Raw genomic sequence first — 13460 nt, forward strand, 5'->3', positions numbered from 1 at the left:
TTAACCTACAACTTGTGGGACTTGGAGCATCATATTGGTAAAAAATTCCATCAAACGAGCAAAGCCCCAATGCGCACCATAAATGAGTGCTAGTAAGGTCGCAATTAAACGCGGTAAGAAACTTAATGTTTGTTCATTTATCGAAGTCGCAGCCTGAAAGACAGAGACCACTAAACCGACTAATAACCCAGGAACAACAACCGCACATACCAGCAGTAATACTGTCCATAATGCTTGTCGAAATATATCTACAAAGACTTCAGGTGCCATGGTGTCCCCTATTACTTATTAACAGGATTATAAACAGATTAATGAACTTGTATGAGGACTTATATATAAAAAGCGTCGTCATAAGCCAAAACTAGTCGCAAGCGTACCCATAATTAAACCCCAACCATCGACTAACACGAACAACATCAGCTTAAAAGGTAATGAAACAATCATCGGTGATAACATCATCATCCCCATCGCCATCAAAATACTTGCCACTACCAAGTCAATAATCAAAAATGGAATGAACACCATAAATCCAATTTGAAAGGCAGTTTTTAATTCGCTGGTAACAAATGCAGGGATCAATACGCGTAAAGGTACTTCTTCAGGAGAATTCGCTTCAACTTTTGCAATTCGCATGAAGGTATCAATATCGGTCACCCGGGTTTGCGCCAGCATGAATTGTTGCATCGGCAACTTAGCCTGTTCAAAGGCTTGCATCGAGGTCAGTTCTTCACTCAAATAAGGCTGTAGCGCATTGTCATTAATACGCTCAAATACTGGCGACATAATAAAAAAAGACAGGAATAAAGTGATCCCGACTAATACCTGATTAGAAGGGCTTTGTTGTAACCCTAATGCTTGGCGTAAAATAGACAACACAATGATGATACGAGTAAAAGAGGTCATCATAATCAACGCAGCTGGAATAAAACTCAGCGCCGTCATCATGGCTAAAATTTGTAATGACACTGAGTATTCCTGCGAGCCATCATTGTTAGTGATCACTTTCACCGCCGACATCACTGAATTATCAGCCCATGCAGCGGAGGTGAAGAAGAGCACGACAAGCGACAGCAATACCGTAAACTTATTTTTCATTATGCGGTTTCATCATCTGGGCTAATTTAGTAGCAAATGGATTGAGTTCAGGTTGGTTATTTATCAGTGGTTGTTCAAGTTCTTTGAGCAAATTAATTTGTTGCCCAGTTACGCCAAGTAGTACTTGTTTTGTACCCACTTGTACGACCATGATACGTTCTTTCGGCCCTAACGGTAACGTTGCCACGACATTTAGCTGTTGATGATTGCTACCAAATACGCGCGCCTTTTTGGCCAAAAAAGCTAACATTACGATAACCGCAATAACCACCAGCAATGATAATAGCCATTGCAGCATATCAATATCGTTCATATTATTTAAGCTTTTTAATACGTTCGGTTTGACTGATAACATCAGTTAAACGAATACCAAATTTATCATTGACGACAACCACTTCACCGTGGGCAATCAATGTACCGTTAACCATCACATCGAGTGGTTCACCCGCAATGCGATCGAGTTCAACAACAGAACCTTGGTTTAACTGTAATAAATTACGAATACTAATTTTACTACGACCAACTTCCATCGAGATCACAACCGGAATATCAAGAATGCTATCTAGCTTTTGTTGATGTTCCGCCGAGAATGGAACATCATCATTGTTAAAATCTTCTAATTCAGTGGCCTCAACAGTACTTTGTTCAGCCATCGCTGCAGCCCAATCATTCGCCATCTGGTCTTGATCTGTACTCATTTAAATACCTTATTTATCGTCATTTTTATCATCATTTTGCTCGCCTAAATTCAATAACCCACCACGTAATGCAACGTGGTCGATCTCTGATTTAGTTAAATTACTTACTTTTAACTTTTTACTAATTTTAACCGCTACGTTATCTCTATTTCGGCCAAGTTTAGCTTTATAACTCGGTAAATCTTCAATGAAAACAGTAAGATCTTCTGGCATATCGACGGGGATAATATCACCCGTCTTCAATTCCATTATCTGCCTTAATGAAAGCTCAGTTTCAAGCAATCTTGTGCTTAACCCTACCGGAACGTCTAAAATTTCTTCTTGCAATGCCGAGCTCCAACGTTCGTCAGTATCCTCTTTATCACTTTGCACACCAGCATCGAGTAACTCACGAATCGGTTCGAGCATAGAATATGGCATGGTAATATGAAAATCACCGCCACCGCCATCAAGTTCAATATGGAATGAGCTAACCACAACCACTTCAGTTGGACTTACAATATTGGCCATTGCCGGGTTTACTTCAGAATCTAGATATTCAAACTCCGCATCCATGACCGGAGCCCATGCTTCATGATAATCTTCAAAGACAATCTTCAATAGCATTTGAATAATACGGCGTTCGGTTGGCGTAAATTCACGACCTTCAATTTTGGCATGATAACGACCATCACCACCAAAAAAGTTTTCAACCAAAATAAACACTAACCGTGCTTCCATGGTCACTAACGCCGTGCCTTTTAATGGGCGAAAACGTACCATATTTAAACTAGTTGGTACGAATAATGTGTGAACATACTCACCAAACTTCAACATTTGCACGCCATTAATGGACACTTCAGCTGTACGACGCATCATATTAAATAGGCTGATGCGCATGTGCCGAGCGAAACGTTCATTCACCAACTCTAGCGTAGGCATACGTCCACGCACAATACGATCTTGCGATGAAAAGTCAAAATCGACAATATTGCCACTCTCTTCTACGGTGTCAAACTCATCTTCTTCAACATCATCAACACCGTGTAATAGCGCATCAATCTCGTCTTGACTTAATAAATCACTCACACATAACCTACTGCATTACAAAACCAGAAAACAGGATCTTTTCAACAACCCCTTTTCCAGTATATTTAATCAAAATTTCATTCACACTCGCTAATGAATCTGAACGCAATAATTCTTTGCCTTCATATGTAGCGAGCTGCTGTTCTGTTGTTGCGCTAAAAACTTGCAACAAGGTACTTTCAATTAAAGGGACATTGGTTTTTGCTAATTTTTGATTGTCACTACCGCGTACCATTAATTGAACTTTAATCTGAACTAAACGTTCGCGCTTTAATCCTATAATATTAAAAACAAAAGGACGTGGCATGGCAACATAATATGCCGTTTCTGCTACACTTCTATCGACACTTTCAATCACAGGTTTTGCGCTATCTGTAGGCGCACTATCATCGCTACTTAAAAAGAAAAATGCTGCGCCAGCCCCTGCAAGCGTTAAAATTAAAATCACCGCAATAATAATAATTTTTTTATTGCCTTTACTTTTATCATCTATTTTCAAATCGTTGTCGTCGGCCATTATCGTCCTTAAATCGAATTTTATATTACGCTAAATAAATGCTAATTAAACTGTTTAGGCGTAAAAGTCTACCCCTTTAGCTGAGTCTTGCCAATACTGAGTAGTAACAGGGACTTCAGTCTGTGAATCTATCGTATAATTCGCTTCGTTATTGCTATTTTTTTGTCCGTTTTCTTGTCTTGACTGTTGAAATGCAGATTGCTGCTGCCCACTGTCGGCTTGCACTTGCGTCTCACCCAATGTCATCCCCTGTTGCTGTAACATTTCTCTTAATCGCGGCATTTGTTGTTCAAGTAAATCACGGCTTTGATTATTTTGCGCTTGAATTGTCACATTTATTTGATCGTTTTGCACAACCAATTTGATATTCATACTACCTAATTCAGCAGGGTCTAAGCGGATTGTCGCTGTTTGTAATTCTTTACCCGCCATAATAGCGATTTTTTCATTTAATTCCGAAGTCGCGGAATTGTTATTAAGATTAACCCGTTTCTCTAATACTTGTTGTTCAGCGTCCGTTAATACCGGTATCTTGACCAAGGTACGTGCGGTTTGGTCTAACGGTTCTTGCTTACGTGCTGATTCCATAATTTGCGCAAAGTCTAATTGTTCAATAGGTTCAGCCGATGTCATCCCCAGCTGTTCAAGTGCTGAATTATCACTCTCTGCTACTACACTGCTGCTCCCCGCGGCCATGCCATTAGCTTGACCAAAAGGTGTATTTTTCGCCAACCCTGTTTCGCTAAAAACAGTGGCTAAGTTTACCTTTTCTGCGCCACCTAATAGTTCACGATCAAGTGTGCCATCATCATTAATTGCATCGCCCGCAGCGAATAAATCGCCTCTCGTAAATTGAGGATTATTATCAGTAAGGCCAGCGACTGTCGACATACCGGCTAACGTTGACGCTGTAATAGTATCTGTTCGGACGATTGAATCTGTTAAATCTGTTGATAGCTCGTTCGTTTGCAATGCTTGTGTCAGCTCATTATTACTAACATCACTAACATCACTAACATCACTAACATCACTAACATTAGTCATTTCTGCAACGCGACTATCAGGTGTAGATAAGTCAGTCATGCTAACAGATGTTAACGAGGCAATATTCCCCCCTTCGACTTGTAAAGGCAATTCATTACCGTTAGCTTTACCCTGAACATATGTGCCTGCGTCACTCGCAGCATTACTTTGCAACAGCATAGATGATTGATCGAGACGCGCCAAAAAGTCATCACTACTTTCATTTTGGCTCACGACACTTAAGCCATCGCCAGCTATCGCTTCAACTTCATCAGCGTTATCTATCTGCCCAGCGACAAAACCATCATCAATACTAGCGGCAGAATCAGGCTCAGTATTAAGTACAGAACCCTCCGCCACACTCTCAGCCGTTATATTCTCAGCGCTATCAATGGCTGTTTGTCTAACGATAACATCGGTTTGATTATTGCTACTAAAGAGAGAAAATAGTTTAGAAAAGCTACTTTCAGGCGTACTTAACTCTCCATCGCTCGCCATATCTTCAGCTGTATCGCCTTTGACATTAAGCGTTTGCGATTTATTATTCGCCGCCTGTGTATCAGTCATCGCTGTTGATTTGTGTAGAGAGAAAGTCATAGTTCAAGCCTAAATGTCATCAAGAAAAAGTTATAGCGAAATAAATGCAAAATTCACGCCAGAGTACTATTAATAATAATTGTAAAATATGAATCGCTAAATATGGCTAGATTAATCGTATTATCGGTTATTTTTACGCTTGAAATATTGGAAGTTAGAAAATTCATCGAGATCTTTTTGCTCACGTCGCTGTTCGATAAGCTGTGCGGCGGCTTTGCGTTTATCTAATAATAAACCCAGTGCATCACGCTTCTTACGAATTTCCATCCAATCTAAGTGCTTGTTCTTAACTGTCTGTTGGATATTATCGAGTGCTTGTTTCTGCTCAAACTCAGCTAATTCTAGTTTTTTCATGAAGTTATGATAATGCGCATAACTATTACCTGAGATACCTTCTTCCCCACGTTCAGTGAATTGCTGTAAATATTGTTTACGATAATCACTTAATTGCTGCATTTGGTTATGGTAACGCTCAGCATCTTGTTGGATCAGCGCATAAGCTCTCGCGGCGTGTTTTTCTTGTTCTTCAAGTTGCTGATAGACCCGTTGTAGCGCTGTATTAGACATTATATTGACACTGTTTCATTATGAGGTTGCCACGCCTAGATGCGGCGCGATAGCAGTAAGCATTTCTTCACATTGCGAGAACGGAATAACTTCTTTCATACCTTGCTGTAAGAATTGGTCCATTGCTGGTTTTAAACGAATAGCGCGATCAATTTTTGCATCCGCACCTTGGCTATAAGCGCCAATCGAAACCAAGTCTTTGTTCTGTTGATATAGCGAGTAAGCTTGTTTGAATCCACGAGCCGCGGCTTGATGAAAATCAGTCGTCACCATAGGCATAACACGGCTAATAGATTTTTCAATATCAATCGCAGGATAGTGCCCCGCGTCTGTTAACTCTCGAGACAATACAATATGGCCATCAAGAATAGCGCGTGACGCATCTGCAATGGGGTCTTGTAAATCATCACCTTCAGTTAATACGGTAAAGAATGCGGTAATCGAACCTTGCTCGTCACTACCGTTACCGGCACGCTCTACCAGCTGTGGCAATTTTGCAAATACTGACGGTGGATAACCTTTCGTTGCCGGTGGCTCACCGACCGCTAAAGCAATTTCACGCTGTGCTTGCGCAAAACGAGTCAATGAATCCATTAACAGTAATACGTTCAATCCTTGATCACGGAAGTACTCCGCTAACGCTAATGAGGTTTCACAACCTTTTAGACGCATCAACGGCGAGGCATCTGCGGGCGCAGCCACAACAACAGATCGCGCGCGTCCTTCTTCACCGAGGATCTCTTCAATAAATTCTTTTACTTCACGGCCACGCTCACCGATCAAGCCAACGATAACAACATCCGCAGTTGAACCGCGAGTCATCATACCTAGCAACACACTCTTACCTACACCGGAACCAGCAAAAAGTCCCATACGCTGGCCTTGACCAACGGTAAGCATTGCATTAATGGCTTTAACACCCACATCAAGTGGTTGTGATATTTTTTTACGCGCCAGCGGATTAATACGCTTAGCAGTAAAAGATGTTGTTTGTCCGGTAATGAGCTCACCTTTACCGTCAATTGGCTTACCAACACCATCTAATACACGTCCAAGTAGTTCCATACCAACTGGAATACCTTGCGTCTCATTGAGTGGCGTCACTTTAGCGCCAGGAATAATACCAGTCACTTGCTCACTGGGCATTAAAAATAATTTATCGCCATCAAAGCCTACAACCTCAGCATCCATCAGTCCATTGTCAGTTTCAACAGAGCACAAACTGCCAATCGCAGCCCGGCAGCCAACCGCTTCTAGTGTTAAACCAACCACACGAGTAAGCTTACCTGCAACAGTTGGTTTATTCGCGAGTGAGTCAGTGTTCAATTGTTGTAATCGAGTCAGTAATTCCGTCATTATGCACCTGGTTTATTGGCAATAAGAAACTGACGCATCATCTGTTTTATACGTTGCTCCATTAACAGTTCTACCGACGAAACTTCGTTATTAATAACCAAATCACCTTGTTTCATCATCGGTTCTGAAATTAATACCCAATCACGCTTTACGCACTCTTCAACAGAATAGTATTCATTGATCACCGCTAAATCATCAGGATGTAATGTAATGGTAATTTTTTGTTCAAGTACAGGTAAAGCATCTAACGCGAGCTTTAATGTTTGCAATAATATATCGTGATTAAACGTCACTTCGGTCTTAATTAATTCTTCTGCTAAACCTGTTGCCACACGAATTAATTCATTTTCTACTTCACTATTTACCGCAGCAAGGGGGGTATGCATTTGCGTTTGCAATTGCTCCCAAGCAGCCGCCTTATCAGTAATTTGTTGCTGGCCATCAGCCAATCCTTGCGCGAGTCCTTGCGCTAAACCTTCTGTTTCCCCCTGGTTCAGACCTTCAGCTGTACCGCTGTTCAAACCATCTTGGTAACCCTGTTCTTTACCTTCACTATAACCGTCTTCATACGCAGCTTGGCGTATCGCATCAAGTTCTTCTGCCGTCATGGGCTGAGGTTCAACGTCTTCAACTGGCACGCCTGTAGCAAGCTTACCTTCATACCAATCAGATTTCATACCAAGTGCATTGGTATTTAATGCGGCAGCTTGAGTCTTTTCAAAATCCGGTAAATACCAATCTTCAATTTGATGGTCACCGCTACTATCAAGCGGTGCAAACGTTGGCTTTAAAGACTCAGTCATGCTAATTGCCCATTAACAAGCATGTGATTATAAGAAGTCATCACCACCGCCTCCACCAAGCATAATTTCACCACTATCCGCTAAACGACGCGCGATTGATAAGATCTCTTTCTGTGCTGATTCCACTTCGCTAACCCGAATTGGTCCCATTGCTTCCAGATCATCTTCCAGAATTTCAACTTGACGTTTCGACATATTTTTAAAGATCTTATCTTTAAGCTGATCGTCGGCACCTTTAAGTGCTTTTTGTAATTGCTCTTGCGCCACTTCACGCAGTAGTGCTTGAATACCACGGTCATCAACATCAATCAGATTTTCAAACACAAACATAAGGTCTTGGATCTGCTGACTGATCTCTTCGTCAGACTCACGAATAGCATCCATTAATTGGCCTTCGATATTGGTATCGAGGTAGTTCATAATATTTGCAGCTGCTTTCAGACCACCCATCTTCGCGGCTTGAGCGCCAGATTGACCAGCAAACTGTTTCTCCATGATCTCGTTTAATTCATGCAGTGCGGCTGGCTGTACTTCTTCTAAATTAGCAATACGCATCATTAAATCGATACGTACTTTATCTTGGAATTGCGATAAAATTTCAGCTGACTGTTCTGGTTCTAAATAAGATAATACAATAGTTTGGATCTGCGGATGCTCATTATGAATGATACTAGCCACCTGACGTGCATCCATCCATTTCAATGAATCGAGACCTTTAGCGCCACTCCCCATAATAATTTGGTCAACCAGATTACCAGCTTTGTCAGCACCCAGCGCCGCAGTTAATGCGTTTCGAACGAAGTCTTCACTGCCCACACCAATATTAGTGAACTTTTGAATGTCATCAATGAATGCACGGTGTACACCTGCGACTTTCGCCTGAGAAAAATCTTTCATTGATGCCATTGCCATACCAAGGCGCTGTACTTGTTTCGGCTCTAACTGGCGAAAAATAGTGGCAGCATCGCCTTCATTTAAACTCAACATTAGGATCGCAGAGCGCTCAATACCAGTTAGGGTCGTTGCATCAAATTTTTCTACCGTTGCTACTTGTTTATTAGAATCAGGCATCTTCTATCATCCATTCTTTAATTACTAATGCAGTTAAATCAGGTTCGTTAGCAACCAGTGCACGAACTGCTTCTAACAAATCTTCGTCTTTGTGTAAATTCGGTAATTGTAAATGACCACTGCGCATTGCAAAATCGGTGTCAACATCGGAATCGGCAGTAAGCAATTGCATATCTTCATCATTTTCAATGGCACTGATACCTAAGTCTAAATCATCTAATTTTTCTTCTGGTTCGTTGTTAATTAAACGTTTAATCATAGGACGAATAATCGCCATAATTAATATCACAATGACGATTAAGCTAGCGACAATACGCACGGCACGCCAGAACCATTCTTCTTCCCAAATTGGAAGTTCAGCCATCGCAGCCAATTCAGGACGATTAAATGGGATAGCAACCACCTCAAGAGCATCGCCTCGGTTAACATTAAAGCCCACACCACCTTGTAAAACACGACGAATATTGGCGAGTTCAGCTTGACTACGAGGTTCCCTCACGAGTGTTCCATCGGCACTCGCACTATTAATGTAATCTACCGCAACAGACACACTTAAGCGCCGAATAACACCAGTTTGTGATTTAGTGTGACTGATTGTTGTATCCAGTTCATAATTTCGCGTTGATTCTTTTTGAGATTGACCGGTAGGACGCGCAGCGGCATTCCCTCCAGCGGCCTCTTCAGGTATATCAGCGTCTAATGGTGGCTGATTGGTTAATGCTCCCGGAATACCTTGACTACCATTTCCGATCGATTGACGTTCTAGTAACATTTCACTGCGTATCGCAGGTAAATCGGGATTAAAACGTTTTTGTGTTTGCTCTGTCACACTAAAGTCCATTGATACATCAACTTCAGCGGTATAATTACTTATACCTAAGATAGGGATAAGTATAGAATCAATTTTGTCTCGGTACTCACGTTCATGATTTTGTACCATTTCAAATTCACGTCGGCCTTTTGCTGCCATCATGTCTTGACTGCCCGAGTTCAGTAAGCGGCCATTTTGATCAGTCAAGGTCACGCGCGTGGGTTCTAAGCCTTGAACAGCAGAAGCAACCAACTGCACCATAGAATCAATATTTTCTTGTGAGATTGCGCTGCTATTACGTATCGTCAATACGACTGTTGCGCTGGGTTTCTTATCGCGCTTAGCAAACACATTTTCTTTTGGAATGGCTAATAATACTTGTGCTTTTGATACATGTTTAAATTCCGTCAATGCCCGTGATATTTGACGCTCACGGCCAAGTTTTAAACGTTCTTGCTCGACACGCTGGCTGACACCAAAGCCCATATCTTTCATCAAGATATCGTCACCTTGTAATTCTGCTGTAGCAAGTCCTGAACGACGTAATCGTAATTTAATATCTTGGTACTGCTCTGCAGGTACAGAGACCGTATCGCCATTAATTTTATATTCTATTTTCTGTTGGTCTAAAAATTCAAGGGTTTCAATAAGCTCAGCCGTTTGATACGTGCCTAAAGGACGCATTTCAGGCTCTTTACCCCAGAGTAAAATAAATACCACTAAGGTTAGCGAAATCGCTAATGCTAAGATTAGAATAATTTGACGTAAGATATCGGCACTAGAGAAAAAACTAAATGCTGAGCTTTTTTGCTCATTCTCATCTAATTGCGCTAAATCATTACCCATATCGTCATTGTTTACGATACCTGTACTTGAAGCTATTTCAGCCACAGAGCTACTCCTTTACCCGAGATTAAACAGGCATACTCATTATTTCTTTATAGGATTCGATCAATTTATTACGAACCTGTACCGTAGCATCGAATGCTATCCCCGATTTTTGCGAGGCTATCATAACATCACTTAGGGACACACTGCGATCTCCTTGATCGAAACGGGTGCGTAAATCACCCGTATTTTGTTGTAATCCGTTCACATTATCCATTGCTTGCTGCAACATATCACCAAAATTGGCAGATGTAGTGCTTGGCGCTTTAACCGCGGTTGGGTCTACTTCAAATTTGGTTGCTTGTAACGACATGCTTTGCATTTCAGCATAAAGACTATTGGCTGCGATATTCATTGATTATCCTTGTTGTCATATTTTTGACCTATCTTAATAAAGCAATTAATATGCCAATAAAAAAAGGCCTCAATTTCAATAAATTGTGGCCTTTTATAATGCGAACTATTTTATAATCGTTATGCTGGAATTTCGATCCCTTGTTCACGCATTTTAGCTAACTTATAGCGTAATGTACGTGGACTGATACCTAATTTCTCTGATACGTTTTTACGAACGCCATTACAGCCAATCAAGGTTTCCAAAATAATTTGATACTCTTGTTGACGTAATTCGTTACCTAAAGGCTCGTTGGGTTGATTAATACTGCGCATAGGGATTTCCGATTTAATATGCAGCTGCGGCGCTTGATCAATCGGTGCGATGACTTGAAAATCTGCGGCGGTAAAATCTTCTAAAATAAGATCTGCATCTTTTATTTTTCCATCAACCGCTAAAATCATCGCGCGTTGGATCACGTTATCCAATTCACGTACATTACCTGGCCAATGATAGATTTGTAACTTAGCCTTCGCGCAATTAAGTAATTCTAGTGTTGGCATATTATTTTGCTTGCAGTGTAATTTTAATAAATGCTCCGCTATCGGTAAAATATCACCTTTGCGCTCAGTTAATGGCAGCCAAACTAATGGGAATACATTTAAGCGATAGTATAAATCTTCTCTAAAATCACCATTCGCTACCGCTTGTTTCATATTTCGGTTACTGGTAGCAATGACTCGTATATTAAGCTTAATCGTTTTACGGCTACCTAATCGCTCAACTTCACGTTCTTGCAGTACTCGTAATAATTTAACTTGCAGCGATAAATCCATTTCCGAAATTTCATCCAGTAAAATGGTTCCGTTTTGTGCTTGCTCAAATTTTCCAGGGCATGCTTGTATCGCGCCAGTAAATGCGCCTCTTTCATAACCAAACAGTGTTGCTTCTAACATATTATCTGGGATCGCCGCACAGTTTATTGCCACAAATGGACCGTCATAACGCAGCGAATTATCATGAATATAACGTGATAGTACTTCTTTACCCGTACCACTTGGGCCTGTCACCATAACTGTTGCATCAGATTTAGCAACTTTACGCGCCAAACTTAATAACAGCTCTGTTTTTTCATCACCGTAACAAGGTGTTCGTTTAACTATTTTTTGTGGTGGTACATAACGACCAACCTGATTAATCAATACTTCTGGAGAGAAGGGTTTACCAATATAGTCAACTGCACCATTACGCATGGCCGTTACTGCATCATCTACTTTGGCAAAAGCCGTCATTAATAATACCGGCAAATCGGGGTATTTTTGTTTAATATTATGCAGTAAAGTTAATCCTGTCATACCACCCATTTGAATGTCACTCACGACCATATCATAGGCTTTTTTACCTAATGCAATGAGTGCGCTTTCACCGCTATCAACTTCATCGCATTCATAACCAGCCATTAATAAGGTATCAACCAAGGCTTCACGAAGACCTAAATCATCTTCAACTACAAGAATTTGAGAATGGGACATACTGTTATCCACCTATTACCATTGGTTGAGGTTCTGCTACACGATGTAGCGGTACGATTATACTAAAACGACTGCCTTCACCGACAGTTGAGTCTAACTCTAAACTGCCTTGGTGCGCTTTTACCACACTTTGTACAACGGCAAGGCCAAGACCCGTCCCCTGTGATTTAGTAGTAAAAAAAGGTTCTAAAATTTTTGCTTGCATGGGTTTCGATATCCCTGGACCATCATCAGACACCACAATTGCGACTTTATCGTCACCAGATCGAACGGCAGAAATCGCGAGGTTAGCCCCTTGCCCACAAGCGTGTAATGCATTTTGTATCAAATTACCAATCGCGCTAGATAATGCATTACGATTGGCTAAAATTAATAAATCGGGTTCAGGCAGTGTCACTTGCATGTTGCTACCAGTCTGTAACATCATCGCTTCGCTGCCCGCTTGCACTTGAACTAATAAATTCTGCAATGAAATCTCTTCAACCACTAAATCTTTACCCGTGCGTGCAAATAGCAGCATGTCATTAACTTGGTTTTCCAAATCATTAAGACGTTGAATAAGTTTACTTTGAAAACGTTTCTTTGATGCAGGCGGGAGATTCGGGTTTGCAAGGTTAGAGCCATATAATAATGCGGCTGATAATGGTGTGCGGATCTGGTGCGCTAATGACGCCACCATTCGCCCCAATGACGACAACTGTTTCATATGACTGACACGTTCTTGTAAATGCCGTGTATAAGTTAAATCTGTCAACATAATTAATTGACCTGGCTGCGTGCCGAGTGTCGTGATCGAAAGCTGAACTTTACAGCCATTCTTTAATGAGATTTCATGTCCGTCATCTTCTTTAGGAGTAAACGCACGTTGAATGACATCCATCCAACGTGAATCAATCAATGGTTCACCAAGTAATTGCACAGCAACTTTATTGACTTCAATGACAATACCGTTGCCATCAAGAATAACCAACCCAGACGGTAATGCTTCTACTAACTTTTCACTACGATCTTTGTGCGCTCGTAGTTCTGCTAATTCGCCGGGATAAGATTCTTGTACCATGGTAGCGCTCCGCTAAAAAATTGACTCACACCTAACAATG

At 41.1% G+C, this 13460-nt stretch carries 15 protein-coding genes; all 15 read right to left on the reverse strand.

Features of this window, described 5'->3' with window-relative positions:
- Complete coding sequence (gene fliQ, locus BT797_RS08130) at positions 1-270, reverse strand: flagellar biosynthesis protein FliQ (protein ID WP_075471620.1); 270 nt, start codon at positions 268-270, stop codon at positions 1-3.
- A gap of 78 nt (positions 271-348) precedes the next feature.
- Positions 349-1095 carry a flagellar type III secretion system pore protein FliP gene (gene fliP, locus BT797_RS08135; protein ID WP_045111354.1) on the reverse strand — a complete coding sequence of 249 codons (747 nt, stop codon included), beginning with the start codon at positions 1093-1095 and terminating at the stop codon, positions 349-351.
- Entirely contained in the window at positions 1085-1408 is a 324-nt protein-coding gene (gene fliO, locus BT797_RS08140) for a flagellar biosynthetic protein FliO (RefSeq protein WP_045111355.1), read from the reverse strand. The genes fliP and fliO overlap by 11 nt, the downstream gene beginning before the upstream one ends.
- A gap of 1 nt (position 1409) precedes the next feature.
- Positions 1410-1793 carry a flagellar motor switch protein FliN gene (gene fliN / locus BT797_RS08145; protein WP_045111356.1) on the reverse strand — a complete coding sequence of 128 codons (384 nt, stop codon included), beginning with the start codon at positions 1791-1793 and terminating at the stop codon, positions 1410-1412.
- Positions 1794-1802: 9 nt separating this feature from the next.
- Positions 1803-2861 (reverse strand): flagellar motor switch protein FliM, encoded by a 1059-nt coding sequence (gene fliM / locus BT797_RS08150; protein WP_045111357.1) that lies wholly within the window; start codon positions 2859-2861, stop codon positions 1803-1805.
- Positions 2862-2868: 7 nt separating this feature from the next.
- A complete protein-coding gene (gene fliL, locus BT797_RS08155) occupies positions 2869-3378 on the reverse strand; it encodes a flagellar basal body-associated protein FliL (RefSeq protein WP_045111358.1) in 510 nt (169 codons plus the stop codon).
- Positions 3379-3432: 54 nt separating this feature from the next.
- Positions 3433-4998, reverse strand: coding sequence for a flagellar hook-length control protein FliK (locus BT797_RS08160; protein WP_075471622.1), 1566 nt, complete (start codon positions 4996-4998; stop codon positions 3433-3435).
- 120 nt (positions 4999-5118) lie between these two features.
- On the reverse strand, positions 5119-5565 hold the full coding sequence (gene fliJ / locus BT797_RS08165) for a flagellar export protein FliJ (protein ID WP_075471624.1): 447 nt from the start codon (positions 5563-5565) through the stop codon (positions 5119-5121).
- Positions 5566-5583: 18 nt separating this feature from the next.
- Positions 5584-6921: a flagellar protein export ATPase FliI gene (fliI, locus tag BT797_RS08170; RefSeq protein ID WP_045111361.1), complete on the reverse strand. Its 1338-nt coding sequence runs from the start codon at positions 6919-6921 to the stop codon at positions 5584-5586.
- On the reverse strand, positions 6921-7724 hold the full coding sequence (locus tag BT797_RS08175; RefSeq protein WP_045111362.1) for a flagellar assembly protein FliH: 804 nt from the start codon (positions 7722-7724) through the stop codon (positions 6921-6923). The genes fliI and BT797_RS08175 overlap by 1 nt, the downstream gene beginning before the upstream one ends.
- Positions 7725-7751: 27 nt before the next feature.
- Entirely contained in the window at positions 7752-8795 is a 1044-nt protein-coding gene (gene fliG, locus BT797_RS08180) for a flagellar motor switch protein FliG (protein ID WP_045111363.1), read from the reverse strand.
- The gene (fliF, locus tag BT797_RS08185; protein ID WP_045111364.1) at positions 8788-10497 is read right to left on the reverse strand and encodes a flagellar basal-body MS-ring/collar protein FliF; all 1710 of its coding nucleotides are present in this window, start codon (positions 10495-10497) and stop codon (positions 8788-8790) included. Before fliF ends, fliG begins: the two co-directional genes overlap by 8 nt.
- 22 nt (positions 10498-10519) lie before the next feature.
- Entirely contained in the window at positions 10520-10849 is a 330-nt protein-coding gene (gene fliE, locus BT797_RS08190; RefSeq protein WP_045111365.1) for a flagellar hook-basal body complex protein FliE, read from the reverse strand.
- 119 nt (positions 10850-10968) lie between these two features.
- A complete protein-coding gene (locus BT797_RS08195; RefSeq protein WP_075471638.1) occupies positions 10969-12360 on the reverse strand; it encodes a sigma-54-dependent transcriptional regulator in 1392 nt (463 codons plus the stop codon).
- A 4-nt stretch (positions 12361-12364) separates the two neighbouring features.
- Positions 12365-13420, reverse strand: coding sequence for a sensor histidine kinase (locus BT797_RS08200; RefSeq protein ID WP_045111366.1), 1056 nt, complete (start codon positions 13418-13420; stop codon positions 12365-12367).
- Positions 13421-13460 lie beyond the last annotated feature (40 nt).

The organism is Moritella viscosa, from assembly GCF_900120065.1.
Classification (GTDB): domain Bacteria; phylum Pseudomonadota; class Gammaproteobacteria; order Enterobacterales; family Moritellaceae; genus Moritella; species Moritella viscosa.

Excerpts from the sequence above, each read along its gene's own strand:
- fliQ (WP_075471620.1), bottom strand. The coding sequence starts at position 270 with ATGGCACCTGAAGTCTTTGTAGATATATTTCGACAAGCATTATGGACA.
- fliP (WP_045111354.1), bottom strand. The coding sequence starts at position 1,095 with ATGAAAAATAAGTTTACGGTATTGCTGTCGCTTGTCGTGCTCTTCTTC.
- fliO (WP_045111355.1), bottom strand. The coding sequence starts at position 1,408 with ATGAACGATATTGATATGCTGCAATGGCTATTATCATTGCTGGTGGTT.
- fliN (WP_045111356.1), bottom strand. The coding sequence starts at position 1,793 with ATGAGTACAGATCAAGACCAGATGGCGAATGATTGGGCTGCAGCGATG.
- fliL (WP_045111358.1), bottom strand. The coding sequence starts at position 3,378 with ATGGCCGACGACAACGATTTGAAAATAGATGATAAAAGTAAAGGCAAT.
- BT797_RS08160 (WP_075471622.1), bottom strand. The coding sequence starts at position 4,998 with ATGACTTTCTCTCTACACAAATCAACAGCGATGACTGATACACAGGCG.
- fliJ (WP_075471624.1), bottom strand. The coding sequence starts at position 5,565 with ATGTCTAATACAGCGCTACAACGGGTCTATCAGCAACTTGAAGAACAA.
- fliI (WP_045111361.1), bottom strand. The coding sequence starts at position 6,921 with ATGACGGAATTACTGACTCGATTACAACAATTGAACACTGACTCACTC.
- BT797_RS08175 (WP_045111362.1), bottom strand. The coding sequence starts at position 7,724 with ATGACTGAGTCTTTAAAGCCAACGTTTGCACCGCTTGATAGTAGCGGT.
- fliG (WP_045111363.1), bottom strand. The coding sequence starts at position 8,795 with ATGCCTGATTCTAATAAACAAGTAGCAACGGTAGAAAAATTTGATGCA.
- fliE (WP_045111365.1), bottom strand. The coding sequence starts at position 10,849 with ATGAATATCGCAGCCAATAGTCTTTATGCTGAAATGCAAAGCATGTCG.
- BT797_RS08195 (WP_075471638.1), bottom strand. The coding sequence starts at position 12,360 with ATGTCCCATTCTCAAATTCTTGTAGTTGAAGATGATTTAGGTCTTCGT.
- BT797_RS08200 (WP_045111366.1), bottom strand. The coding sequence starts at position 13,420 with ATGGTACAAGAATCTTATCCCGGCGAATTAGCAGAACTACGAGCGCAC.